This is a genomic window from Sphingobacterium sp. E70 (assembly GCF_019285695.1).
Lineage (GTDB): Bacteria > Bacteroidota > Bacteroidia > Sphingobacteriales > Sphingobacteriaceae > Sphingobacterium > Sphingobacterium detergens.
Window position 1 is genome coordinate 479,591 of sequence record NZ_CP079104.1, and the last position, 25,195, is coordinate 504,785.

The 25,195-nt window shown below is 40.0% G+C and carries 36 protein-coding genes and 1 pseudogene; 16 read left to right on the top strand and 21 right to left on the bottom strand.

Annotated elements, in window-relative coordinates; genetic code table 11:
* Positions 1-59 precede the first annotated feature (59 nt).
* From KUH03_RS03575 to KUH03_RS03655, 17 genes are all read right to left on the bottom strand, one after another.
* Complete coding sequence (locus KUH03_RS03575) at positions 60-287, bottom strand: hypothetical protein (RefSeq protein WP_257091609.1); 228 nt, start codon at positions 285-287, stop codon at positions 60-62.
* 83 nt (positions 288-370) lie between these two features.
* Positions 371-967: a DUF5008 domain-containing protein gene (locus KUH03_RS03580; RefSeq protein WP_257091610.1), complete on the bottom strand. Its 597-nt coding sequence runs from the start codon at positions 965-967 to the stop codon at positions 371-373.
* A 2-nt stretch (positions 968-969) separates the two neighbouring features.
* A complete protein-coding gene (locus KUH03_RS03585; RefSeq protein ID WP_257091611.1) occupies positions 970-1,716 on the bottom strand; it encodes a fasciclin domain-containing protein in 747 nt (248 codons plus the stop codon).
* 145 nt (positions 1,717-1,861) lie between these two features.
* Positions 1,862-2,149 carry a RagB/SusD family nutrient uptake outer membrane protein gene (locus tag KUH03_RS03590; protein WP_257091612.1) on the bottom strand — a complete coding sequence of 96 codons (288 nt, stop codon included), beginning with the start codon at positions 2,147-2,149 and terminating at the stop codon, positions 1,862-1,864.
* Entirely contained in the window at positions 2,146-2,907 is a 762-nt protein-coding gene (locus tag KUH03_RS03595) for a RagB/SusD family nutrient uptake outer membrane protein (protein ID WP_257091613.1), read from the bottom strand. The genes KUH03_RS03590 and KUH03_RS03595 overlap by 4 nt, the downstream gene beginning before the upstream one ends.
* 19 nt (positions 2,908-2,926) lie before the next feature.
* Complete coding sequence (locus tag KUH03_RS03600; RefSeq protein WP_257091615.1) at positions 2,927-3,304, bottom strand: RagB/SusD family nutrient uptake outer membrane protein; 378 nt, start codon at positions 3,302-3,304, stop codon at positions 2,927-2,929.
* A gap of 11 nt (positions 3,305-3,315) precedes the next feature.
* Positions 3,316-3,474, bottom strand: coding sequence for a hypothetical protein (locus KUH03_RS03605; protein ID WP_257091616.1), 159 nt, complete (start codon positions 3,472-3,474; stop codon positions 3,316-3,318).
* Positions 3,475-3,485: 11 nt separating this feature from the next.
* Entirely contained in the window at positions 3,486-4,775 is a 1,290-nt protein-coding gene (locus tag KUH03_RS03610; RefSeq protein ID WP_257091617.1) for a hypothetical protein, read from the bottom strand.
* Positions 4,776-4,779: 4 nt separating this feature from the next.
* Positions 4,780-4,956, bottom strand: a complete 177-nt coding sequence (locus KUH03_RS03615; RefSeq protein ID WP_257091618.1) for a hypothetical protein — start codon at positions 4,954-4,956, stop codon at positions 4,780-4,782.
* A gap of 50 nt (positions 4,957-5,006) precedes the next feature.
* Positions 5,007-6,476 carry a TonB-dependent receptor plug domain-containing protein gene (locus KUH03_RS03620; RefSeq protein WP_257091619.1) on the bottom strand — a complete coding sequence of 490 codons (1,470 nt, stop codon included), beginning with the start codon at positions 6,474-6,476 and terminating at the stop codon, positions 5,007-5,009.
* A gap of 11 nt (positions 6,477-6,487) precedes the next feature.
* Positions 6,488-6,649, bottom strand: coding sequence for a DUF5007 domain-containing protein (locus KUH03_RS03625; protein WP_257091620.1), 162 nt, complete (start codon positions 6,647-6,649; stop codon positions 6,488-6,490).
* Positions 6,621-7,247 (bottom strand): DUF5007 domain-containing protein, encoded by a 627-nt coding sequence (locus KUH03_RS03630; RefSeq protein ID WP_257091621.1) that lies wholly within the window; start codon positions 7,245-7,247, stop codon positions 6,621-6,623. Before KUH03_RS03630 ends, KUH03_RS03625 begins: the two co-directional genes overlap by 29 nt.
* A 227-nt stretch (positions 7,248-7,474) precedes the next feature.
* On the bottom strand, positions 7,475-7,978 hold the full coding sequence (locus tag KUH03_RS03635) for a fasciclin domain-containing protein (RefSeq protein ID WP_257091622.1): 504 nt from the start codon (positions 7,976-7,978) through the stop codon (positions 7,475-7,477).
* A gap of 267 nt (positions 7,979-8,245) precedes the next feature.
* On the bottom strand, positions 8,246-8,986 hold the full coding sequence (locus tag KUH03_RS03640; protein WP_257091623.1) for a RagB/SusD family nutrient uptake outer membrane protein: 741 nt from the start codon (positions 8,984-8,986) through the stop codon (positions 8,246-8,248).
* A complete protein-coding gene (locus tag KUH03_RS03645) occupies positions 8,983-9,609 on the bottom strand; it encodes a RagB/SusD family nutrient uptake outer membrane protein (protein WP_257091624.1) in 627 nt (208 codons plus the stop codon). The genes KUH03_RS03640 and KUH03_RS03645 overlap by 4 nt, the downstream gene beginning before the upstream one ends.
* A gap of 72 nt (positions 9,610-9,681) precedes the next feature.
* Positions 9,682-10,023, bottom strand: coding sequence for a hypothetical protein (locus tag KUH03_RS03650; RefSeq protein WP_257091625.1), 342 nt, complete (start codon positions 10,021-10,023; stop codon positions 9,682-9,684).
* Positions 9,939-12,425, bottom strand: coding sequence for a TonB-dependent receptor plug domain-containing protein (locus KUH03_RS03655; RefSeq protein ID WP_306429927.1), 2,487 nt, complete (start codon positions 12,423-12,425; stop codon positions 9,939-9,941). The genes KUH03_RS03650 and KUH03_RS03655 overlap by 85 nt, the downstream gene beginning before the upstream one ends.
* Before the next feature lie 872 nt (positions 12,426-13,297).
* Between KUH03_RS03655 and KUH03_RS03660 the strand changes: the two genes are divergently transcribed.
* The 8 genes from KUH03_RS03660 (at position 13,298) to KUH03_RS03685 (ending at position 17,340) form a co-directional block, all read left to right on the top strand.
* Positions 13,298-13,720 carry a hypothetical protein gene (locus KUH03_RS03660; protein WP_257091626.1) on the top strand — a complete coding sequence of 141 codons (423 nt, stop codon included), beginning with the start codon at positions 13,298-13,300 and terminating at the stop codon, positions 13,718-13,720.
* A 93-nt stretch (positions 13,721-13,813) separates the two neighbouring features.
* Positions 13,814-13,975: a hypothetical protein gene (locus KUH03_RS03665; RefSeq protein WP_257091627.1), complete on the top strand. Its 162-nt coding sequence runs from the start codon at positions 13,814-13,816 to the stop codon at positions 13,973-13,975.
* A 159-nt stretch (positions 13,976-14,134) separates the two neighbouring features.
* Entirely contained in the window at positions 14,135-14,368 is a 234-nt protein-coding gene (locus KUH03_RS45165) for a hypothetical protein (protein ID WP_306429429.1), read from the top strand.
* A 157-nt stretch (positions 14,369-14,525) separates the two neighbouring features.
* On the top strand, positions 14,526-15,461 hold the full coding sequence (locus KUH03_RS45170) for a TonB-dependent siderophore receptor (RefSeq protein WP_306429430.1): 936 nt from the start codon (positions 14,526-14,528) through the stop codon (positions 15,459-15,461).
* Positions 15,365-16,186: a TonB-dependent receptor gene (locus KUH03_RS45175; protein WP_306429928.1), complete on the top strand. Its 822-nt coding sequence runs from the start codon at positions 15,365-15,367 to the stop codon at positions 16,184-16,186. The genes KUH03_RS45170 and KUH03_RS45175 overlap by 97 nt, the downstream gene beginning before the upstream one ends.
* A gap of 372 nt (positions 16,187-16,558) precedes the next feature.
* The gene (locus tag KUH03_RS03675; RefSeq protein WP_257091628.1) at positions 16,559-16,759 is read left to right on the top strand and encodes a hypothetical protein; all 201 of its coding nucleotides are present in this window, start codon (positions 16,559-16,561) and stop codon (positions 16,757-16,759) included.
* 115 nt (positions 16,760-16,874) lie between these two features.
* Entirely contained in the window at positions 16,875-17,054 is a 180-nt protein-coding gene (locus tag KUH03_RS03680) for a hypothetical protein (protein ID WP_257091629.1), read from the top strand.
* A gap of 121 nt (positions 17,055-17,175) precedes the next feature.
* Positions 17,176-17,340, top strand: a complete 165-nt coding sequence (locus tag KUH03_RS03685) for a hypothetical protein (protein ID WP_257091630.1) — start codon at positions 17,176-17,178, stop codon at positions 17,338-17,340.
* 90 nt (positions 17,341-17,430) lie between these two features.
* Here KUH03_RS03685 and KUH03_RS03690 read toward each other — a convergent pair whose 3' ends face one another.
* The 4 genes from KUH03_RS03690 to KUH03_RS03705 all read right to left on the bottom strand — a co-directional run bounded on the left by KUH03_RS03690 (position 17,431) and on the right by KUH03_RS03705 (position 20,224).
* Positions 17,431-18,081, bottom strand: a complete 651-nt coding sequence (locus KUH03_RS03690; RefSeq protein WP_257091631.1) for a LytTR family DNA-binding domain-containing protein — start codon at positions 18,079-18,081, stop codon at positions 17,431-17,433.
* Positions 18,082-18,268: 187 nt separating this feature from the next.
* Complete coding sequence (locus KUH03_RS03695) at positions 18,269-18,520, bottom strand: hypothetical protein (RefSeq protein WP_257091632.1); 252 nt, start codon at positions 18,518-18,520, stop codon at positions 18,269-18,271.
* Positions 18,521-18,554: 34 nt separating this feature from the next.
* Complete coding sequence (locus KUH03_RS03700) at positions 18,555-19,073, bottom strand: histidine kinase (RefSeq protein WP_257091633.1); 519 nt, start codon at positions 19,071-19,073, stop codon at positions 18,555-18,557.
* A gap of 449 nt (positions 19,074-19,522) precedes the next feature.
* Positions 19,523-20,224 (bottom strand): hypothetical protein, encoded by a 702-nt coding sequence (locus tag KUH03_RS03705; RefSeq protein WP_257091634.1) that lies wholly within the window; start codon positions 20,222-20,224, stop codon positions 19,523-19,525.
* A gap of 319 nt (positions 20,225-20,543) precedes the next feature.
* Between KUH03_RS03705 and KUH03_RS03710 the strand changes: the two genes are divergently transcribed.
* The 8 genes and pseudogenes from KUH03_RS03710 (at position 20,544) to KUH03_RS03735 (ending at position 25,074) form a co-directional block, all read left to right on the top strand.
* The gene (locus KUH03_RS03710) at positions 20,544-20,903 is read left to right on the top strand and encodes a hypothetical protein (protein ID WP_257091635.1); all 360 of its coding nucleotides are present in this window, start codon (positions 20,544-20,546) and stop codon (positions 20,901-20,903) included.
* Positions 20,900-21,142, top strand: a complete 243-nt coding sequence (locus tag KUH03_RS48050; RefSeq protein ID WP_373564934.1) for a FecR domain-containing protein — start codon at positions 20,900-20,902, stop codon at positions 21,140-21,142. Before KUH03_RS03710 ends, KUH03_RS48050 begins: the two co-directional genes overlap by 4 nt.
* Complete coding sequence (locus KUH03_RS03715; RefSeq protein WP_373564935.1) at positions 21,046-21,327, top strand: FecR family protein; 282 nt, start codon at positions 21,046-21,048, stop codon at positions 21,325-21,327. The genes KUH03_RS48050 and KUH03_RS03715 overlap by 97 nt, the downstream gene beginning before the upstream one ends.
* Positions 21,328-21,350: 23 nt before the next feature.
* Positions 21,351-21,542, top strand: a complete 192-nt coding sequence (locus tag KUH03_RS48055; protein ID WP_373564936.1) for a DUF4974 domain-containing protein — start codon at positions 21,351-21,353, stop codon at positions 21,540-21,542.
* Positions 21,543-22,035: 493 nt separating this feature from the next.
* Positions 22,036-22,338, top strand: coding sequence for a hypothetical protein (locus KUH03_RS03720; protein WP_257091636.1), 303 nt, complete (start codon positions 22,036-22,038; stop codon positions 22,336-22,338).
* Positions 22,239-22,784: pseudogene (locus KUH03_RS03725) on the top strand (TonB-dependent receptor plug domain-containing protein); the annotation flags it as partial. The gene KUH03_RS03720 and the pseudogene KUH03_RS03725, both read left to right, overlap by 100 nt.
* A gap of 116 nt (positions 22,785-22,900) precedes the next feature.
* A complete protein-coding gene (locus KUH03_RS03730; protein ID WP_257098033.1) occupies positions 22,901-24,733 on the top strand; it encodes a SusC/RagA family TonB-linked outer membrane protein in 1,833 nt (610 codons plus the stop codon).
* Complete coding sequence (locus KUH03_RS03735; protein ID WP_257091637.1) at positions 24,730-25,074, top strand: hypothetical protein; 345 nt, start codon at positions 24,730-24,732, stop codon at positions 25,072-25,074. Before KUH03_RS03730 ends, KUH03_RS03735 begins: the two co-directional genes overlap by 4 nt.
* Positions 25,075-25,195: the final 121 nt, after the last annotated feature.

A 25,195-nucleotide genomic window follows, 5' to 3' on the forward strand; every position in this document is an offset into this window, starting at 1 on the left:
AGAATCCAATGATCCATCTAAATTGACACGTGCAATGCTGGCAGACTGAAAGTAATCACTTAGGATCTGGTTGTAGGTTGAGCGTGCATAATAATTACTGGTATAGCGTTTAAAGCCCCTACCACTGTTATTTTATTATCCCTGTAAAACGCTTTAACGATTCCACCATCCAAAACACCTCCATTAAAAACAGGTACGTTCAATGTACCTTTCGTCGGGTCATCTGTAAGGTTTAATATCTCTACAGACTCTTTATTCAATGATCCCGACACATTTAATATGCTCATGCTACGAACAGTTTTATCCGTATCGTATTGCGAAAAATTACCCGCAACAAATAAGCGTCCATCTGGAAGTTCGACGATATTATTTATCGTCCCCCTTTGGCTCCTTCACCGAACGCCATTCCCGACACAAATTCACCTGTAGCCGTTATCCGTGCAATTCCATTGATTTCACTCAAAGCCTTACTCCCATTATAATCATCAAAATTTCCTCCCAGAAAAAACTGGCCGTTATTCAATCGCTTAATGGTATGCAGTATCCCTGATGCTCCGGTACCCGCATTAAAAATCGGATCTATTGCTACCTTACCAATAATTGGTGTCAATGGTCCGGCGAAGGTCTGCCCATTGATAACCAATCTTGCACTACCGGTACTTACCGTCTCTGGCAGACGCACCGTTATCGTAGAATCTGTGGCAGCAATGATCTCTGAAGGATTATTATTGACAAAAAATGTCATCGCTGTTTTATCGATACCTGATAGCCCCACAAGTTTGTATGTTACCTCTTCTCCCGGACGCGCCTGACTTGGAGAAGGCGCTGCATCCGCAAATTTCAAATCAAATGCATGTTCACTGGTTCCATAGGGATCCGTTCCATAATCAATACTTTTTGTACATGAAATTGCGAAACCGCCTAAACATAAGGAGGCTAAAAGCATATGTATTGTATTCTTTTTCATACCTATTTCTCCTTATATTTTATGCCATATTCTATCGCAAGGTCAGAAAACCGAGCATAGTTATTAAATGAAAATCCAAATTGATGATCGATGTAACGAAGTACATGAAGTCTGCCATTTGTAGGCTCTATATTAGATGTAGCAACATAACCATTTTTCCAAAAACTCTTTGGTCTACTCATATCTGGAATATAAGAGAACAATAGCTGTCGTGGTCCCTGGTATTTGATTGTCACACCATCATTTTTAAGATCATGGAATACAGTACCGATATTCACTATGAGATCATCATCCAAGGTTTGATAAAGTCTACCAGAGAAGGCATTTAACGCCATCGTATCTACCTGAGGGAAGTCTACAATTCCAAGATTCCCCTTGATCATATAACCTTGCAGCATCTTTTTCCATACACGCGGATCAATCTCGTTCAACGCCGTCACCGTATCTTGTCCCGCCTCAAATAACGTTTTATTCAAGATGCGAATAGCGCGGCCGATACTTGGATCTGTTGGCGCAAAAAAGGTAATTTGTTCATTTGCTATGGTATTCTCCAAGCCGGCAAGGTTGATGACCGTCAGCAAAGTATCAAACAGACTACGTTCATCTTTCCCTTTAGATTGAAGATATTGTAGCATATTGCCATCATACTTGGCTTGATGGATACCCGAATCATCGTAGTAATTTTTTGAACAGCTAAATCCGGACAGGATTAATGCAAGTAAAAAAGGTAAAAAATAAGCTTTTTTCATCTGATTATATAATTTTAATCTTATTTATTCCAATAATTAAGTGACATATGTGGATTGTTCTTTAAAGCCTCTCTACTGATTGGCCATGTCCATGCCCCAGCATTAAATGTAGAGAATGTTAAAGGTGCTAGCGTATACTCTCCACTCAAGATCCGCTTGGTACGCACGAGATCAAAGAAATAATATCCTTCCCCATAAGTTCCTTGCCGCGTTCATAGAAAATAGCTTGTGATAAACTTTCATAGCCATTTGCTGGATACAAAGACGCATTCGCTCTGCCACGTACCCGATTGAGCAAAGTGGTAGCTTTATCAGCATTTCCCAATCCAACACATGCCTCAGCTTGCAATAGTAATGACTCAGCCAGACGAAATACCATAATGGAGTTGGCATAATTTTCAGCGGTATTTGAGCCTGTAAACTCAAAATTCACGAACTTATAAAGGCGGAATTTCCGTTTCCAGTTTTCCAGTTCGCCTCGTCAAACCATTCCGCGATACGACCATCTGGCTCTCCTTCCGGATATAGTTTTTCGATATATTGGGGAATGTAAGCCATCTCCGAATTCTCACGGTCCTGATTCAGGCGAACGGTGTAACCGTCCAATACGTAAAAAGGAATCATCTTGCGCGAGTTTGCAGGAACAAAACCTTGATAATTCACACTATTTGATATTTCAAATAAACTCTCCCGCGATCTACCCTGAAAAATCTCCTTAATCCGATTTATAGGCAATAACTCATAAGCTTTGTTTTGTTGCTCACCTTGTTGAGTCAGTTCATCACCAAGTTCATCGGCCTGTTGATAATACTTTTGTTCGTTGCCTGTATCAAAGCCTGCAGCCCACATATTGAAATGCATCATCAATGCGACCACTGATCCACGCATTGCACGCACACCCCGATTTGCAGGTTCGTCATATGTCCAAGGCAAATCATTCTTAACCGCTGCTAAGTCCTTTAGACACATTTTGGCAATCTCGATATGTGATGTTCTGGGCAGAGGTTTATCATTGTATGCATTTGTGAAGTAAGGCACATTCCCATATAAACGTATCATAAAGAAATAGGTCAGACAACGCATAAATACTGCTTCGGCCTGATAATGCTTCACTATTGCTGGCGAGATGCTTTTATCATTTTCGGCGAGTCGAAGAACATTCTCATAGAGAATATTACTTGACTGGATCACCTTATAAAAGGGCTGCCAGTTATTCAGAATATCCCACTCGACGATATAGGTCCAAAAGTATCGGCATTCGTTCCTGGTAGGGGCGTTGTGTGGTTGCCAAGCTCTCTACATCTCCAATCGCCGCATAATTAATATCGAAACGATTCGGGTAAGACTGTGTTCGTCGAACCATCCCATTGCGCAACTCACCCATGATAAAATAAGGTCCTTTCAATAAAGAAGCTTCTCTAAAAAGTCGATACAATTCCAGTGTAAAGGTCTCCGCATCACCTTGGTCTTTCCAATAATTATTACCCGAAAGGCTGTCAATAGGTTCTACGTTGACAAATTTATTACAGCCCATCAGCGAAAAGATCAGCAGAAATGAACCAACGATTTTATAATAGTATTTTTTCATTTTTTCCTCTATTAAAATTGTGCACTAATACCCAACGTGAAAGAACGTCTATTTGGATAGCCATCCGAACGATCATATCCCATACTGGAAACCCCCTCTGGGTTGACACCTTTATAGCTGGTGAATGTATAAATGTTATTTGCTGTGAGGTAGGTATTCAACCCATGCAATTTGTAACGCTTTATCCACTCCTTGGAAATGAAAAACGTAGGGTTGCTGAATTGAACTTAAGGTAGCTCCCATCTTCCATAAACAAAGTCTGGTTGGGGCGAAATGGCTTCATACCACCTTGTCGCTGATAATCAAAAGGATTCGGATAGGTCGCGACATCACCTTCACGCAGCCAGAAATCATATCTATCCAATGGCAATAAAGCAGCATTCTGACGACCATTACGATCCTGATCCGTCATAAAGGGATCGAAATAGGAGTTCAACTGTTTGGCCAATACTTCGTTGATAATATCACGCCCTCTGACATAAGAGAACATCATATTCAAAGACCAATTTTTATAACTTAAAAATGAATTGATACCACCTGTTACTCGGGGTTGTGAATTCCCGACATAGACCATATCCTTTTCATCAATAATATAGTCACCATTCACATCTGTCCAATTGGGATCTCCGCCCTGAAAATAATAGACCGTATTGCCATTTATCATTTTCATCCGTTCACCGCTGCTTGGATTGACAGGTACATCTCCGTCGGTACTGAACACACCTCTATAATCATACAAAACATGAGAAAAGGGATTTCTACCCAAAATATAAGCCTGGTGGTAAGTATTGTATACTTCGTCATAAGCAATATGTAGGCGGCGTGAGTTAGGTAGTTCCGTCAATGCTTCTTTATTTATTGCTCCATTGAGCTCAATACGCCAATTCCAATCACTTCCGCGATCAAAGGGACGATAGGCCAACGTAAATTCGTAACCATAGGTGACGTGAGCCAGATCGTTTGATTGTTGTTTCCCAAAAGCATTATGATCAGCCATATCAATCTGCATCAACTCATTTTCAACCTGTTTGTAATAGACCTCCTGAATGGTATTAAATTTATTATCAAAGAAATCCCCTTCCAATGCAAAGCTCATAGACGTCGTTGTTGCAGGTTTTAGATCAGCATTTGGCATATTTTTCCAATCAAAACCAATTGTTGGATTATTGTTAAAATAGCCTGTATAAATATATTTACCGAAGGCATCGAAAACTGTTCCTGTAGGTGTAATATTACGGCCCCAGCTTCCTCGCAGTGCCAGACTGTTTACATAACCGGCATCTTTGAGATTTTTCATAAATCCTTCGCGCTCCATATTCCAACGCACAGCAACTGAGGGGTTTTTGATCCAGGGTTTTTCTGCTCCGGTAGTAGAGGTCTTATCAATACGATAGGTCAGATCCACAACGTATTTCAAATTATAATTATAAGAGAAACTCGCTCCAAAGCCGGCACTACGGTAGTCCGACACCCCGTTACTCCCCCTTGGCAGCAGACAATCCGAAAGGTCCCTCCAATTGATCATTCGCAAAGCCATCTTTTAGGTATTCCTTTCTGAGGTTGTCTTTCATGTCCAATTCATTAAACACATAGGTATTAAAAGTGTGCTTACCGATTTCTTTCAGATAAGACAAGAAAAACATATTATTCAACGAGTTGGTCTGCGAGTCATAATTATAAAAGCTCGACCTGTTGTTGTTTGCTATAGCAGGTTTATACGTGTCCGTTCGATCTGTAGAATAGTTATAAGAGAAGGTATTTTTGCCCTGAAATTCTTGAGGATATCAAACTCGAGCTCCACCATACCGATCAGGTTTGTACTTTTATTATCATTACGACCATTCAATGCAGCGATCAAATCTGAAGTAACAAATCCTTGTGAGGGTGAAGGCAATAAAGAAGAGGCTGTTGCTGCCGAGGCTACTCCACCCTGGCTCACAGAAGTACCACCGCCGAGTTGCTGCTCACCAATCTTACCCGACATGGAGGCAAAAAGACGTAGACGCTCATTGGGGGTATATTGGGTGTTCATATCAAGTGTGTAGCGATTGAAACCTGTATTCTGCACGATACCATTCTCTTTGTAATAATTTCCATTTACCTTATAACTGAATTTATCATCACCACCGGATGCTGAAATATTATGCGACTGATTGTATGTTGGCTTGTAAAATACGCCCTGCCAATTAGTCGAATTATTAAAGTATGGATTTAAGCTATCCGTCAGTACCTGATGTTTATTGATATCATCCCGACCTTGCCAGTAGCTATCCGCATAATTATAGACTTGATTAATACGGCTCAAACGCTCATCCTTCCCACCCAACACGTTACGGAGGTTCGGTGGTATAGAAAGAAACTGATTGGTTGTATATTGGATACGAGGCACTTCCGACCGTCCCCTTTTAGTCCGGATCAAAATCACGCCATAGGAACCTCTGGTACCATACAATGATGTGGAGGCCGCATCTTTCAAAATCTGCACCTCTTCAATATCTTCAGGTGGGATCAAGGAAAGAGGACTTATACCTGTACCCGCTCCCCCATATCCATATTCGAAATTGGTATTATCATCTACGCGCACCCCATCGATAATGTAAAGTGGAGAAGTAGGGATCAAGTAAGTATCCACACCGCTACCGACGGTTCCCAAGTTAGAAAGACCACGTAGCAAGACTGTACCCCGTGTACCAGGAGTACCGTTATTCATCTGTACATTCAGACCAGCGACCTTACCCTGCAATAGTTCAGTTATATTGGCTACTGGGTTATCCTGTAAGTCCTTTCCGCTTATGGAAACTGATGACCCCGTCAAAGTCTGTCTAGAACGTCTAGAAAATCCCTGAACAACAGTCTCCTCGAGCATATTCTGTGCAGTCGACATTTTTACGTTAATCACAAAAGAATTTCGCCCTGTCAAGGAAATACGGGATGCTGTGTAACCCGTAAAAGAAAAAATCAAGTCATCATTACTTGTTGTGCTGACACTGTAGGCTCCTGTTGATCCTGATGCGGAAAGTACCTTGTCAGTTTTCGCCGAACGCACCGAAACACCTACCATTGGCCGATTAGTGACCGCATCCAAAACCATCCCTTTTACAGTCACCTTAGTCTGCCCATGTGACATGACCGAAGTCAGCACACAGCTGATTAATATTATATATCTTTTCATACGTATCTTAGTTAGTCATTGTCAAATAAAGGTGCTTGTGTAGGGAAGTAGACAATAATTTCCCAATCCCCTTTCTGATAAATGGTATACAGCAGTTTATAGGTCGACGAAATACGTGCACCTCCAAAAGCAACACGATTGTACTTAAAAGTAGAAAAGCTTTTTCCCTTCATTGAATCGCGTATTTAGTGTAGGTACCAAAGGCATTGGATAAACCACATCGTAGGTGACGGAACTGGAATCGGCGGCAAACTTTGGATTAAAACCATGAACCAGATACTTCCAATCTTCTGCTGTCATCCCATTAAATTTCGAAAGTTTAATCGGTTTCAATTTTGAATCAAGAAACTTGAAAGTAATAGAACTCCTGTCGCCGGTACGGTTCAACCAGAATTGTTGATCCAAAATTGGCTGTCTCGTAGAATCCCCAACAACATTCTCTGACTCATTAAAATATGCGCTGGCAGGTATTTCTTTTTGGGGTTTCAATTTAAAGTCTTTGAAATATCTTTTTCCACCAGAGTTGGAAACCTCTACATCAAATAGATAACAGGAATCTGGCTCGACACGGACAAAATCCGATGAAGCAACATTCCACATCGTAAAGGATCCCGAATGCAAACCGATCTCCCAAAGTGGACGGTTTACAATCTCGCGCTTGGCATTGATTTCTTCCAATGATGTTTCCAAACCCGTATACGGCTTTTTCCATACCTCAACCGGGAAAGGTTTTAACAATTCGGGAGCTTCACTGCCATCGAAAGCCCGCACATTTAAAATCCGGAAATTTAGTGGACGTGTCGACTGATCATCATTAAAAAGTTCTGATTATAATTTCTCCCCAAAACCGGTCTGAACTCTGTTTGACTAAAAGCCATATCCAAGCTAAAGGCGGCTTTTTCACTCGGTACGAAGTCCTTAACACAGCTTTGCAAACAACACAGTGCTGTCGAAAACAAGAGACTGCTTCGTAAGTATATATTGAATTTTTCATTTATTTATTCATTCTGGTTAAAAATCGCCAAATCCAAACTCATGACGTCCCCTAAAACATGCACCACCCCATTGCCCGTAAAAATATTCACGGCCTGAGAGCTGGCTCTTATCCATTGCGACTGGAAAGAGTTATTTTTAGTATCACTATAATACATGATTTCTGCACCACCATTTACCAAACCTGATGCATTCTCCTTGATTCGTTGTGCGTGCATCGGGTGCCTTATGCCATAGGTTTCGATAAATAGTCCATCGATATAGAGTGTAGAATCCGTAGTTACGATCCCCGCGCCAATATATTTGGTCATGAGGGTATCCAATTGAGCGATATCCAAGTTCTGGATGCTCAAATGTTCTTTCTTTTGATTGTCTCGCACAAGGTTTAAATTGGAAAGTGCAGTTTGAAAGGTGCTATTTGTTGGTGCAAAAACAGTCACCTTTTCGTTTGCTACTGCATCCTTGAGATAAGGTAATCTATCCAACACCAATAACACGGAGTCAAACACCCCGGTTTGGATTGTAAATAGGCCAGTGAATTCCCGTTAAATACCTTCTCAGTATTTTCATATTCATAATAGCCCTGGTATTTTGTACAAGCCGTTATACACAAGAGCATCCCCAATAAAATACTTACATTATATCTTCTATTTATTTTCATCATTTCCAATATGTATTTTGTTGCAATTCTTTATTATTTGCCAATGCATTCTGACTAATGGGCCAATAAATTCCCTTTTGGGCAATCAACTTCTGGAAAGCAGGATCATTCTTTTTTATTTTATTGTAACGCACGACATCAAACCAGCGCCAGCCTTCCCCATCAGTTCTTTGCGGCGTTCCTGAAATACGGCATCGATCAGATCAACATTGGGTCCTATCTCAACAAGGCCTCGATTTTTGCGGGACTGGTTCAATATTGCAGTAGCCAATTCTGTACGTCCTAATACTGCATTTGCCTCAGCTCGCAATAAATTGATTTCTTCAAAACGACTGAATACCAAAGTTGAAGTGAAAAATGGGAGTGAACCATCTGTGCCTGATTCCCCATTACGAATGATGTGTATCTTTTTGAAAATTGGTCGGATACCTCCAAAATCAGCAAAATAACTGGTTTGAACAGTTCCAGTAGAATCAATACGAAAACGTTGGTCCCCTGCCTCATTAAAAATATCGACGATACGCTCTACTTTCACATAAATATCGGGATTGGGTTTTGACACCAATGGTTTAGCCAATGTCAGCGACTCGATATGCCCATCTGTTCCGCCTTCATTACTTGAATTTGGAAAGGGAAAACCGATAATATGTTTGATGCGGTTACCAAAGAAAAAACCTACGTTGGTTGTATTCGTTATATCTGCTATATCGGTTGCAGCGATACCGCCACGCGTCGCATTCGCGATCACATAATCCGCAAACACCGATGCTTCAAGATAATTTCCCGATAACGCATTAATATGGGCTAAAATCGTATATGCAGATAGCCTATTAAACAATACACCGGACCATTTCACAGAAGTAGAGCCCAGATAAAGATCTCAGGTAGCACGGGATCATTAAAAGATCCATAAAAAAATGGCAATTTATCTTTAACAGCATTTATTTCGTTTTCGGCGTAGGTTAGCACCTGATCCACAGAAGAAGCTTTGATCTTTGGGAAAGCCCCTTCATAAGATTTGTCCCAAATGGGAACATCACCCCAGGTTCTTGCTAATAAGTAATAAACAAAACCTTTGACAACACGCATTTGAGCGACGTCGATCTCATGCAAAGCGGCAGTATACTGTTTATCATGTTCGAGAACTTCATATGAGCGTTCAATAAATAAATTTGCGGCATTGATCACGGCATAAAATCTTCGCCAATCCGAACCTTCCTGAATCAACTTAGCCGAAGAATTTAGACGTCCATCCACAATATCCTGTAGATCACGACGGTTCAATGCAGTAAAATCACCATTCCGCAGTTCCCCATATAGCCAATGTGCATTGTTTTCGGCCAAGGCGGTACGCAACAAACCATATACCCCAAGAAGAGAACCCCGGATATCATTGATATCTTTCCACTTATTTTCCTCATTAACAATATGATTGGATTCAACATCCAAAAATTTTTCACAACTACTTGTCCCAAACATTACGGAGATCGCAATCGTCGAACAAAGTAAAAAACGAAGTATTATATTCTTTCTCATCATAGGTTTAAAAGTCTAATTTGACACCGAGGGTATACATTTTTGGATAACGGATTCCTGTACCAGTGTCGTAACCGTAAAATTGACCAGCTCAGGATCGCGTCCAGAATATTTGGTAATAGTCAATAGATTACTTCCTGTCACATAAACGTATAGTCGATTTAACTTTTTATTGTTCACTACTTTAGTCAAATCATACCCCACCGATAAATTTTTAAGTTTCACAAATGAACCGTCTTCCATAAACAGATCCTGCTCAGCCTGATAGGGAACTACCGAAGACCAAGGATTATAAATTGGATATGCTGTTTCGTCAAAACTTTTCTCCCAGGAAGTGATTTCACGTACACCATACAAATTCTTGGATTCAGCGACGTTAGCGAAATCATATTTTTCGAGGCTTGCTGGTTTATGATCTCGCGGCCTAGATTAAAATACAAGAGGAAGGAAAGATCAAAGTTTTTATAGGCGAATTGGTTTGTAAATCCGCCAGTCCATTTGGGAATTATATTACCCATTAATAAGCGGTCCTCATTATTAATATCAAAATTACCATCTTGATCTACCCAACGAGGATCGCCGCCTTTCATATCAGTGCCATTGTAGGTCATGCCCCTGTTATCGCCATCACGGACGCACTTCCGCATCGGATTGATAGCTTCCTCTATTTTGCAACAGCCAGTACTGATCAATTCGTTCCCTACTTGCAGCTTATTTTTCCCTACCACGATAGCATCCAATTGATTTGGAAGCTTTTTCAATTCGTTGGTATTGTAAGCAATATTGAACGCACTGTTCCAACAGAAACCGCCAGTACTGCGCGGCATTGTATAATTTAGCGATACATCGACACCCCTATTTTGGACATCCATACCACTTGCATATTCAAACTTATATCCTGATTCAGCCACGGTAGGGACTGGCAGGAGCATATTTTTAGTGGTTTTATTGTAAAAATCCACATGCAAACCAAATTGCTTAGCCATTGAAAGACTGACCCCTATATTATACATATCTGTAAATGACCAGGGCACATCATAGCCAACCCAGCCATAAGAATAAGGGCGTGAGACTGTTCCAACACCATTGTAAGACATGATTCCAGTATTTTTATCCCAGCTCAATTGTGAGGAATATTGTGGGCCTGCTGCCTCTGTATCTGAATTGGGCAAATTACCGATATGGCCGTAGGAGGCCCTGAATTTTAGGATATCTATTTTATCGTTTTCGATTTTGGAACTCAGATCATACTCACCGTTCACAGCATACGAAGTATACCAACGCTCGGATAATTGTTGCCAAGAGGAACCATCCCGGCGTATCAATCCTGAAAGTTTTAGACCATTCCATTCGTAAGTCGTTCTGAAATACGTATTGATCAGATGATGAATGGTCTTGTCGCCATAGATATAAGGAATAAAACCTATGGAAACAAGATAGTTAGTCTTGTTCTTATCGCCCTCTACTTTATTGATCTTGATATAATCATTGGGTCCTCGATAGGCTTGGAGATAATTGTATTTTTGTCGATCTGCCTGTATTTGAAGCCCAGCTTCGAACAATAACTTCCCCGTATTCAGTTCCTTGACATAACTTATATTATTGTCAAAACTCAAACGCTCATTATATCCCAGATAATTAGATGTATAATTGTTTCCTTCCATCAATGTTGAAGGCCAAAATACGTCCCTACGGTTTTCATTATAATCCAATGCTATCCTGGAAGTAACGTCAAGGCCTGGCATGATGTTGATATCTAGTCCCAACGAAGCCAGGACACTGGTATTATAGTTGTTATCCAGTGTTAATTTGTCAAAATTTCGTAGATAGAGATTATACAGACTTTTGTTCGGCGCCAAAGGTGTAGATAAATCCGGCGTATACTTGGTCTCTGTATACCTTTCGGTCAATGATCGATTTCTGTCCCGCGCCAAGCGACCGATCTGGATATTACCACTGACTTTGAACCAAGTCGTAGGCAACATATTGATACTGAATCCACCATAGGTTCTATTAAACTTGGTATCATCTGCCCCAGAGACATTTTGTGTATGATTCGCAAAGAATCGGAAATTCGAACGGTTAGTTCCGCCCATCAGAGCACCATTGATCGAATACAAGGGTGTGAGTTTATAATATTGATCTACCCAGTTTGACGGACCGTAATAATTGGTGTTCGAAGAATCACTCAGATAACTCGGATAGGCCGCAATCTGTTCGGCACGTGCGTATTTATCGTAAAATGTTTGTCTAAAATCCCTTTCGAATTCGGCATTGACTGTAGTGATGTTGTTCGGAACAGCAAATCCAGAATAGCCATTAATGGAGATTTTTTTATCTCCGGCTTGTGCAGTTTTCGTTGTGACATACACAACACCGTTTACAGCTCTTGGTCCATATTTAGCAATCTGCCCGGCATCTTTTAATACTTCGATAGACGCAATATTATCGAGGTCAAAAAGAGATAGCATATTAGTCGCAGCCCCGATAGGTTGTGTTTCCTCGTTTTGTATGTTATAGATAAGACTGGTTTCATCAATGATCTGAATACCGTTAACAACAATTAGTGGACGGTTTTCCTTAAAATTTCTTGCTGTAAAAACGGGTCTTGTAATTCCGTGAACCAACATATTTTGTTGCACTGTGCCTGGTTCTGCCGAAGGTTCCTGCACATACACACCAGAAATATTGCCCTTCAGTATCTGCTCTAAAGTAACGAGGGGTATTTCGATAATTCCACGACTGAGATTGTATCGGATCCCAACACAGGTATCGTGGAGAACTTACTTGTTGCTGTCAAAGAATCGACATTGATTTACTCTTCATCCGAGCCCTACCGGCCCTTTCTTTAGCTATTTTTGGACCTGGCGTCAGACCGGGATCACCAGCTTTCACTGCCGAAGACTCAAAAAGTAGCATAAAGAACGCTAAATTGATCATGTAAAACTGTCTCATTTAGAATTGAACTTTATTATTTAGGATTATAGATAGTTTCTTCTCTTGATATTGGTTAGTACTATCACTTTCCAACAATTTTACATAAAAAAATCACCCCAAATTATCGTTCAACAAACACAATCGTTTGCATAATTTACTACAACGTTATCGTGTATTTTATACATTATGTTTTTTCAGTTAACAATCATATTTTCAATAAAAACTACACTATATTTACTTAAAAGAAAATATATTAAACCTTAAAATTGCCGCTTAAAAAATAAACAACAATCTAAATATCAGCTATTTAAGACTAATAAACTTTGTACATCTTGCGATTAGCTAGAAAAAAAAATACTGTCATTAGATTTTTCAACAAACTTTAAAAATTGCAGAAGTATGCGTCTAACTAACCATTTAGTTTTAATGATAAATACAGTTTAGAGTTAAACAATGCAAAACAAGTCCTTTGACCGCTCATCGGGTGATGAAAGGACCTCGCATCCACTACAAAAACCCCTGATTTCATGGATATTAAATGGATCAATATTGCTGTATTTTTGATATATTAGAAAAAACACAACTAGATGCGTTCCATTTTCATATTTCTTTTTCACTGCTAAGTACCTTTACTTATGCGCAGACGAACCCTATAACCAAAAGCTTATCCTACCCCGAATTAATCCCGGTACTGGTGAACGATAGTCTATATGGCTATTGTGATAGTGTTCTTGACATAAAATTGTCACCGGTGTATGAAAAGGCGGAACTATTTGAAGAAGATTTTAATTTCCAGATTTTCCATGTCAACAAACCCGAAATTGTAAAGTATGGATCAGCTGAATACGCGTGGGTTCAACGCCATGGTGAGCGTTATCGTATCGACAAAAATGGTGATCCGGTTTATAAGTATGATGCAGCAGATTTTAAAACTGGAGAAACACTCATTCAGCTCTTTAAAAATTCCACATCACATACGATAAATAAAGTGGACGAAACGACCCTATTCCAACAAATAAAGAACGATCAAACGGGTCAAATTGCATTTCCTGACGATCGATCCATGGCTGACTTTAAAAAAAAAATAAAACATTTATCGACGAAGGAATCCGATTGATTTATTATCCTAAATTCACAGAAATGCCATATACCTACTTTTCCGATGAACAGACGCTACTCCAGGAATAAAAATAAAAAAACAGGTGAAATCATGATCAAAGCACAATATGCCTCTATTGAAGAATACTACAATAATCCCTTACGTGTACATCAGTATCCCTTGATTGTCGCATTTAGTGGGGATTTCAATAAATACATATACGTAGGGCTCAACGGAACGGAATATGTACTTTATTCAGCCAAAATAGAATAAAGACATCAGCTCGTATACCAAAAAAGCTGAATACCAAAAGTAAATTTCAATTCACTAAAAAGTCGCCAAAACAATAGGTTGCTATAATATCTAACCAAGTTGCTATAAAAGAAATTTTTCACAGTTCACTAACCCCTATTTTCGTGAAAAATTCGCAATATGCTCAGATCATTACCCATTTTATTACTTTCTATTTCACTTGGCAGCACTGCCCTTGCACAAAAGCGCTATACATTATCTGGAACAATCACCGACGTATCAACAGGAGAAACACTTATTGGTGCGTCGGTCAAACTACGCGAACTTCCCCAATCTGGAAGTTCCAGTAATTCTTATGGTTTCTATTCCATGGCTGCCCCGAAGGAAGGTATCTACTCTCCACCTCCTATGTAGGATACAATACCCGTATTGACACAATCGAATTAAACAAAGATCAAGCCCTTAATCTCACGCTGCGATCACAGACCTTACTGGATGAGGTTGTCATCTCATCCAACAGACGTAATAATAAAAATGTTTCCTCGCCACAAATGGGGTTGAAAAACTCAATATGAACCAGATCAATCAGCTTCCCGTAGTTTTAGGTGAACGCGATATTTTAAAAAGCATCACATTAATGCCGGGCATTAAAACCTCCGGTGAAGGAAATACAGGTTTCTATGTCCGTGGTGGTGGTGCCGATCAAAATTTAATTTTACTGGATGAAGCAACCGTCTATAATGCCACTCACCTACTCGGTTTCTTTTCTACGTTCAATTCAGATGCCATCAAAGATGTCAGTATCTATAAAGGCGGTATGCCTGCTGAATATGGAGGACGGCTGTCATCGGTGCTCGATGTAAAAATGAATGAAGGTAATAATAAGAAAACCACTGTTCAGGGTGGTATTGGATTAATTGCTTCCCGCATTAAAGTAGAGGGTCCACTGGTTAAGGACAAAGGCTCATTTATGTTATCCGCCCGTCGTACTTATATGGATCTCTTTATGAAAGCCTCCTCGGATACAACAATTAATAAAAGTACGCTTTACTTTTATGACATCAATGCGAAGGTCAACTATAGATTCAACGATAAAAATGCGATCTATCTATCCGGATATTTTGGTAAAGATGTATTGGGGCTCCAGGATATTTTCGGCACCAACTGGGGAAATGCAACCGGAACCCTACGGTTCAACCATATCTTTAACAATAAATTATTCTCAAACACTTCAGTTGTCTATAGCAAGTTTAACTATGTCATCGAAGGGTTGGACCGCAACGATGGCTTTAAGGCAACGTCTAAGATTACCGATCTAAATTTTAAGCAGGATTTCCAATATTATGCAAGTTCTGACCATGCGCTAAAATTTGGATTGCAGGTTACCGACATGATATTGCTCCGGGTGATATTACGACAACAGCCAGTTCCAGTTTCAATGACAAACATGTCGAACATCGCTTTGGTTACGAAATGGCAACCTACGCCAGTGACGACTGGAAGGTAAACGACAAGCTGAATATGGCCTATGGCCTGCGTTTAAGCGCGATGTTGCTGGTTGGTCCAGGAACTTTTAGTACTTATGACGCGGCGGGTAACACCATTGGCTCACAACAATACAAATCCGGAGAGCTAGTACAACATTATCTCAATTTGGAGCCTCGCTTTAGTGTAAGTTATCTACTCAATGAACAACAGTCCATCAAAGCTTCTTACAATAGAAATACACAAAATATTCACCTATTGACAAACTCTACAAGCGCTAGTCCGACGGATCTCTATGTGATGAGCAGCAAGAATATCAAGCCCGAAATTGCTGATCAGTTCTCCACGGGTTATTTCAGAAACTTTAAAGATAATCTATATGAGTTCTCCGCGGAGGTCTATTACAAAAATCTACAAAATCAAATCGATTATAAAGATGCCGCGCAATTGCTTGTCAACCAAGACGTCGAATCCCAACTGGTTTATGGCGTAGGGCGAGCCTATGGTGTCGAATTATTTCTGAAGAAAAATATGGCCGTTTTAATGGCTGGGTGGGTTATACCTGGTCTAAAACCGAACGCAAATTTGATGAGATCAACGCAGGAAAATACTTTCCTGCAACGCAGGACCGTACCCATGATGTATCTATTGTCGGTATCTATAAGCTCAATGAAAAGTGGACTTTCTCCAGTAATTTCGTTTATGGAACAGGAAGGGCTGTCACTTATCCAACGGGAAAATACATAGTCGGTGGCAATACTACCTTCTCTTATTCGGAGCGTAATGCTTATCGTATGCCCGCATCACATCGCTTGATATTGCCGCCACCTTTGAAGGAAAACCGGGGAAACGTTATCAATCAAGCTGGACATTTGGCATTTACAATGTCTATGGGCATAAGGATCCTTACAGAATCGCATTTAGAGATAGTAAAACCGTTGCCAACGCAACAGAGGCTGTCCAAACAAGTATTTTTGGTATCCCTATCCCCTCGTTTACCTGGAATTTTAAATTTTAATCCCAGATTTTCAAAAACATGAAATGCCTCTATTTCAAGAGGGGCAAACACTGAGGAAAATAAAGCAAACCGAGCATAGCGCGCTCATAAAATATTTATATATGAAACATATTATTGTTATCTCCAGTATACTTATCCTTACGACCTTCATTTCATCCTGTGAGAAAGTCATCGATATTCAGGTCAATGATGAAGTTGGCCGATTAGTTATTGAAGGCGTCATCAATAACACAACAACAGAACAAGAAATAAAACTGAGTCGAAATGCAGCCTTCTCTGGCGGCAACAATTACCCGCGGTAAACGGAGCGACGATCGTGGTAAGGGATCAGAATCAGAACGAATATACATTCGTGGAAACCGAAGCCGGAACATACAAAGCGCAAAAATTGACAGGAATCCCGGGGAGACATACACAATGGAAGTACGCATTGATCAAGATAAATATCAAGCAACTTCGCAAATGCCGCAAATCGTTTCACTGGACTCTATTGCTGTCGAAAAACCAAAATTTGGCGATAAGGAAAACGGAATATTAAAGTCTTCTATAAGGATCCGGCAGATCAAATCAATCAGTATAGATTTATCGTTTTTCTAAACGACAAACAATTGAAAGATATTTATGCGGTCAACGACGACTTCAACAATGGGAATGATATCAATTTAACATTGCGTCCAGATGATGTCGATATATTCCTGGTGATCGTATTCGTGTAGAAATGCTCTGTGTAGATAAAACGGTATACAACTACTGGTATAGCCTGATGCAGCAATCGGCCAATTCGGGTGTGACACCAAGTAATCCGCCTACTAATATTAGCCCCGTAACACTCGGCTATTTTAGTGCACATACCTTCTCGACCAAAAGCATACAGGTTGATTAATTGAATATATTGTAACAGCGAGGAGATGATGCTGAACGACATTATCTCCTCGCTACTAAATTAAGCAAATGGCCCATTACAGTCTACCTTTTACCGATTAATGGTTTGCTTTTTTATACGTTCCAAAAGATCCTCTTTAAAACTTGCTCCCAAAGGCATCTCAAAGCCGGCGATTGTCACCCAATGGTTGTCTACACTCTCCACTTTATTTAGATTGACCACAAAGGATTTATTGATCCGCACAAAGTCTGTATTGGGCAATTGATTGAATATCGTTTTTATGTTCATTGCCACCATTAATTTTTTATCTTTTGTATGGATCATCACATAATCTTTCATGGCTTCAATGTACTGAATTTCATTTAGCTCCAACCGAAAAAGCTTACGGTCAGCCTTTACAAAAATATGATCAGTAGGCAATACAACACCTTTCTCCGGAACCTTTTGTTGAAAATGGCTGACGGCTTTATCCAAAGCCTTCTTTAACCGATCCTCAGCAATAGGCTTTAACAAGTAATCCAACGCATTCAGTTCATAGCTTTCCAATGCATAATTGGGATAAGCAGTTGTAAATATAATCTGTATATGGGCAGGGATAAATTGAGCAAAATCCCAACCGCTTTCTTCGGGTAGATTGATATCCAAAAAAATCAAGTCAAGGAGCTGATCCTCCATCACCATACGGGCATCCTCCGTATTGCCATACATGCCGAGGCATTCCAAAAAATCGTAACCTTTCAATAATTTTACCAGCCCCTTCTCGCCAAAGGTTCATCTTCAATCACAATGTATTTAATACTTAGCTTGTCCATAGTCTTATTACGTTCCCATCGGAATACTTAAAAACACCTTATACCTATCGTCGAAATCATCAATTTGCAAATTATAGCTATTCGGATACAAAATTTCTAATCGTTTTTGATATTACTCAATCCGAGACCACCATAGGCAGCAGCCTGTTTTTTCGTTTCTTCGGATTAACACAGGTAAAACAAATACGTTCAGCCTGAATTGAAAAAGCAATCTGCACATGCTTTCCTCCCTCCATCGCCTGATGTGCACTATGCTTAACAACATTTTCAACAAAAGGAATAAATAGAAATGGTGGAACATGCAGCTGTTCCATCTGTTGGTCAATAGTAAAATCGACGACAAATTTATCCCTACGAATGTCCTCCATAAAGAGAATATTTTTAAGACAGCAATTTCTTTCCCTAATTCGATCGAATCCCCTTTGACAGATAAAGTTGATTTCTGAGTACATCACTTAATTTAAGCAGTACCTTGGAAGCCAATTTAGGGTTTTCATCAATCAAGAAATTGATATTATTGAGTGTATTAAACAAAAAATGGGGATTAATTTGGCTTTTAAGCTGCTCCAATTGAATCGTCAGTGTATTATTCTCAAATTCTTTGAATCGAATGAGGTTAACAATCCACACCTTAAACAGCTTCATGCTACTGACTGCTGCTATAAATATGGTCAATAAAATAACGATGATCAAATAATCTTCCCAATCCAGATAGGACCGATCCGGCTTTTGGATAAACCGCAATTCCTGTCGCTCCAAATACATCAACACTAAAAAAATAAGTGTATAAACGACAAGAAGACTCCCCGCATAAGCTAAAAACCGACTTCTCAGTACAAATGCAGGGATTAGGATATAATGATTGATGTAAAAAGACTCAACAAAATAGTAATGGACAGCAAAGTCTCGAAAAGACGCCACAGGCTACTCGTAGGATCTACTTCCGCCTTCTTGCTTGGCAAAAATGAATACCAACAATCACACCGATCAACAAACAATGGCGAATCCAACGATATTTTTATCGACAACAAAATCTATAAAAAGACTATTTTCGTAACCGATGATTACCTGTGAATTTTTCATGTTAGCGATCTGTCAAAAGAGATGTATTCAACACAATCCACAACCAACTTAACTGCATACCATCTTCCATAAACCATTTTCTAGCATCTTGACTATTTCCCTTTGCACCAACATTCTTAAGCATTTATATTCAAACAAAATGATAAAACCCTATTAGACTGACCATTATCAACTAAAAAACAGCGCTGCAATTGAAACCAAAAAGCAGCTAATAAGGCTATACCGCAATTGTATGAAAGGTTTAAAAATAGCCATATCTATCAACATTTCAAACTAATTCGGACCAGTTAGTATTTAAATTTTACCCAGTCACCATCAACAAGCTCCAAGTCAAGGATTGCCTCCATTGAGGAGTTTTTACAGATAAATAATGACATGCTGGGCCGCTCATTGACAATTCTTAAATCCTTGTCTGGAATTCTTGCATTAATCTGTTCTAGCCGCTCAGGTTGTGCTGGATTAAAAATTGAAACAACTTGAAACACCTGTCCTTTTCCCTCCCAAGTATAACGATACATACGTGTATAGGTCGAACGAGCAATAGAATCCACCTTAATCGGATCACCAAAACCTGCATTAAGATCCTTATACAAATTATTCAATTCAACACCTGTAAGCTCAGCCTGGGCATTGACCAGCTTAAATTTTCGATCTTTTCCTACGATGGCATTCACCTGATTAAAATTCACCTTATCAAATTTAGCAACGATGTCTTTGCTGGAAAATTTCTTCACTTCAAACGTCGACCAACCGTTCCCGAGGTCATGGACTTCAACAAATTGTTTTTTACTATCAATGTCAAGATTAGATTTTTGTGTTGCTGACTGATAGAAAAGCTCAGCATCCCTACTAAAATCAAGATCTTTTAGATCCAAAATTTCCTGCTGGTAGCTGGGACCATCTGTTGAACATGCCCCCATAATGAGGGTCAAACCAATTATTAAACTTTTGATCATTAGAAATCTGAATTTTACTAATCTTTCTGTCATTGGAGTTTTGAATCTTTCCCAAAGGTGCGAATATTCCCAAAAATTAAAAAGCGACAACAAACATTCGCAGATACAGAACTCATATTTAACTATTTGCAGACAAGATCTATCCTATTCGAACAGTTAATACAAATTTTTATTTTTTACTAAGATTTCCTCTCCATGCTACGTATCTATCTAAAATTATAAACCATGAGGCTAACAGAAGATATCAAGCAACTGATTGTAAAATGCATAAAAGGCAATTTATCGCCGGTGGAAAAAATGCGTTGTCCTCCTGGTTAGCCGAATCCCTGCGCATGGCATTTATCTTGATGATTTGTTGCAAAAAGAAGATCTTGTACGGGATTTGAGACAGCGGATCTCACTGGAGGAATCAGATGCTACAGATTGGTCCGAACGCCTCAAAACAAAAACCCTGGCAACGATCCATGCACAAGAGAAACCTGTTCGTATCAACAGGATCAGGCGACTTATGCCTTATGCTGCGGCTCTATTCTGTGTTGTTCTTGCGGGATTAATCTATCAATTTATTTGGAAGCCTTCGGCCCCCAATGCCAATAGAATCGTCCTACATGATGTCGAATTACCGAATAATCATACTGAAATACGGCTTTCGAACGGAAAAGTAATCCAACTGGACAATGAAAAGGTGCATTGGTCACATCTGGTGGCTTGAAATATACCGATGGTAGTCTTATCCAATCGGCAGTTCCAAATACTGATTTGATTGCGACCGTCAATACAGCAGCTGGCAGCATGCTCCAAATTACCCTGGCAGATGGGTCTCAGGTTACTCTTAATGCAAAGACCTCATTCAAATACCCCTACAATTCGCAAAAGACCAGAGACTTGTGGAAGTGGATGGAGAAGCCTACTTTAAAATCGCCAAAAATAAAAAAGTGCCCTTCCGTGTAAAGTCCAATGGTCAATTGATTGAAGTAACAGGTACCGAATTTAATGTCAACACCTATTCAAAACAAAAAAGCAGTACGACACTTGTCGAAGGTTCGATCAATTTATCAGCCAATGGACAGCAAATACAGCTCAAACCCAATCAACAGGCCACCCTGTCATCGGGACGCCTTTCACAAAAAGCGTAGACCCACACAATTACATTGCCTGGATTGACAATAAATTCTATTTCAATGAGACAGACCTCCATACCGCCCTACAGACGATTGGTCAATGGTATGATCTCCAGATTATTTATAAAAATAACATCAAAGAGACCTATTTATACGGTGAAATTCAGCGGACAAAAAGTTTGTCCGCAGTATTGGAAATTTTAAAAGAAGTAATATCCAGTTTGAATTGATCCAGGAAGATGGCGTCCGTAAGCTCATCGTATCCAATTAACCCATTATATAACCAAAAACCAAATTATACAGATGAAAAGCCAACTTAACGAAGCTAATCAGAGCCGCTAAAAAAAAGCCGAATAATGCTTCCAACATTAATCGGCCAATACATTAGCGATCTCCATTTTTGACCGATTCACTCAATCAGTTTACAAACAGATTATATCCCTAATTCAACAAATTTATGAATTTTAAATTTCTTGTTCATAGAAAAGCTATAGCTATGGACATACCCAAACAATGGAAGACCAAAATGAAGCTTAGCGCCTTTTTACGCTTGCATGTGTTGTCAAACTCTCAGCAGCTGGATACGCACAATCTATTACCATAGATGCAAACAAAACATCGCTTATACAGGTTCTGCGAACCATCCAAAAGCAGAGCGGTATTCCCTTTCTGTTAAATGGTAAGGAACTCGCCGAAATAAAAATTGAGGGGCATGTAAAGAATATGCCTTTAGAAAAAGCGATGTCAGTACTGTTGAAAGACAAACCCATTAGCTGGAGTTTCAAAGACAATATGCTTGTCGTCACCGCAGTAAAAGCAAATAACTCAGCTGTCATTACTCCAACAAACTATGCGTTTATGTTGCAGACAAGGACCGTAAAGGAAATGTCCATGACAGCCAGGGGCAGCCAATCTCTGGGGCAACAATTACTCTCAAAGGAACAAGCAAAGCAACCACAACAGATGCCAGCGGAAATTTCCAGCTGGATGTCAATGATCGCAATGCCATACTTGTTGTTAAGATGATTGGATTTCAGCAGAAAGAAATCCCCTTAAATACACAAATCTATCTTGATGTTACGCTTAATCAACAGATTGACGCCTTAGAAGAGGTGGTGATCGTGGGCTATGGTGCTACGAAAAAGAAGGAATTGATCGGTTCGGTCTCCCAGATTGATGGTAAGCAGCTTGCCAAACGAACGGTTCCACAACTTGCGCAGGCACTAACGGGACAAATGCCTGGTGTGACAGTGATCCAACGTTCGGGGCAACCCGGTGCGGCCAACAATAGCATACAGATCAGAGGTGTGGGCTCTTTCGGTGCCACCACCGATGCATTTATACTGGTCGACGGTATTCCAACCAGCTCATTCAATGATATCGACCCCAATGATGTCGCCTCCATCTCTGTTTTGAAAGATGCCTCATCAGCAGCAATATATGGTGCCAGAGCCGCCAATGGCGTTATTTTGGTCACCACAAAAACAGGTTCAACAGCCGGAAAATTAGCCGTTAATTATAGCGGATACTTTGGCATTCAAAACCAACAGCCTTTCCCGAGTTTGTCAACTCCTGGGAATATGCCAGCCTGCTCAATGAAACCACAAACGGTGGTGGTGGTTATACCGAAGAAGAAATTCAAAAATTTAAGGACGGATCTGATCCTGACAATTACCCCAATAGCGATTATATCGGTAGTACATTTAAATCACAGGCAGCCCAGACTGGACATAACCTGAATATTTCCAATACAACCGAAAAAATACAGTATACCCTATCTGCCGGGTTCCTCAATCAGAAAGGTATTGTCATTAAAAACAACTTTAATAAATACAATGTTCGACTCAATCTGATTTCCAAGCTGAGTGATAAACTTAAATTAACGACAAGGGTATCGGCGATACAGACCGACACCGATGAACCCGCTGCACCAGCAACGCTTGATTTTTCGCGAATGACAGATATTATCTCCCAGGTTATCCGCTATCCCGCAACATTTCCGATCCGTATGAGCAATGGCGACTGGGGAGCTGGAAATAATCTAAAGGGAACACCCGTCTCTTTTCTTGAAAGCGAATCATTTTACAAAGAGAAAGTATCCGATATCTCCGGAAATGCACGTTTCGACTGGAATCCAATTTCTGATCTGACACTCTCGGCAATTGGTGGTTATACCCAAACCAATGGTCGTTCTAAACTGTTTCGTGCAGCACAGCGCATTAATAGCTCCATTACACTTGCTCCTTCTACACTAGAACAGAGCGCCCCTTATACGACATATAAAACTTTTCAGGCATTAGCCGATTATACCAAATCATTCAACGACCATTCCGTTAAAATCCTTGCTGGTTATTCCTTTGAAAAAGGTTACAGTGAAGGACTGTCGGCCTCTCGTCAAAACTTCCCGAGCAATGAGCTTACAGAATTAAATATTGGTTCACCAGATGGACAACTTAACTCGGGCTCGGCATCCGAATGGGCATTAGAATCGCTCTTTGGTCGGGTTCAGTACAATTACGCAAAAAAATACCTCCTAGAAGGGGTGATTCGATACGATGGTTCATCCCGCTTTCCTACAAGTAAACGGTATGCTATTTTCCCTTCACTTGCTGCAGGTTGGTTAATCAGTGAAGAAGCTTTTATAAAAGATAAGTTTGACTGGATTACTGAGTTGAAATTAAAAGGCTCCTATGGTGTTTTAGGTAATCAGAATATTGTCGAGAATCTTACCTCAAGAGTAGTGTCAAATTATCCCTACCAAAACATCTTAAATACGGGTTACAATTATCCCTTCGGAAATAGTATATCGCCTGGGGTCGCCCGTGTGACGATTGTAGATCCAAACTTACGCTGGGAATCAACCCGAACTGCTGATGCCGGACTCGAAATCGCATTATTTAAAAATCTACTAACCTTTAGCAGCACCTATTACAATCGTTTTACTTATGATATTTTAGTCAGCCCCAGCTCTAGCATTTCAAAGGTATTAGGCTTTGATGTTGGTATACAAAACTCTGGAAAACTTAGAAATACTGGCTGGGAATTTACGTTAGGCCATCAACATAAGGTCAATGAGTTCTCCTATAATGTCAATCTAAACTTCTCCACGGTCAAGAATAAAGTCGTCGATTTGGGTATTGGCAATATCAATCAGTCCAATGGCATGATTGGTAACGGATCCGATTTGTTTATCGGCTATCCAATACAGGCTTATTACGGCTATCAGACTGACGGTTTATTTGTTGATGCTGCTGATGTGGCATCTTGGGCAGATCAAAAAGTATTAATCCACAATCACAACCTGGCGATATCCGGTACAAGGATATCAGTGGACCGGACGGTGTCCCTGATGGTAAGGTGGATGCAACTTACGACCGAACGGTTATTGGATCCCGTATTCCCAAATATACTTATGGAATGAATCTTGGATTTAATTACAAAGGTTTTGACCTTGGTCTCCTACTCCAGGGTGTAAGTGGTGTGCAGGGTTTGTTAAATAACTACGCTGGATTTGCATTAACTCAGAATGGCAATATTCAGCGTTGGCAAGCCGATGGCCGATGGACTACCGCAAATCCAGATCGAAATGCCATATACCCACGATTCGAACAGCTACCAAGTACCGGAACACCAAATACGCTCTTATCAGACTATTGGCTGCTTGATGCGAGCTACTTGCGTTTAAAAATATACAGTTGGGATATGCTATCCCAAAACAACTGGTTTCCAAATGGAAATTGTCAGGTTTACGCATCTATGTAAATGCTGAGAATCTTTTACAAATAGCAATTATAGAAAAGGTTGGGATCCGGAGATCAATTCAAGTGGGGCATACTACCCCATTATGCGCAATTTCACGTTCGGCGTAAATCTTAGTTTTTAA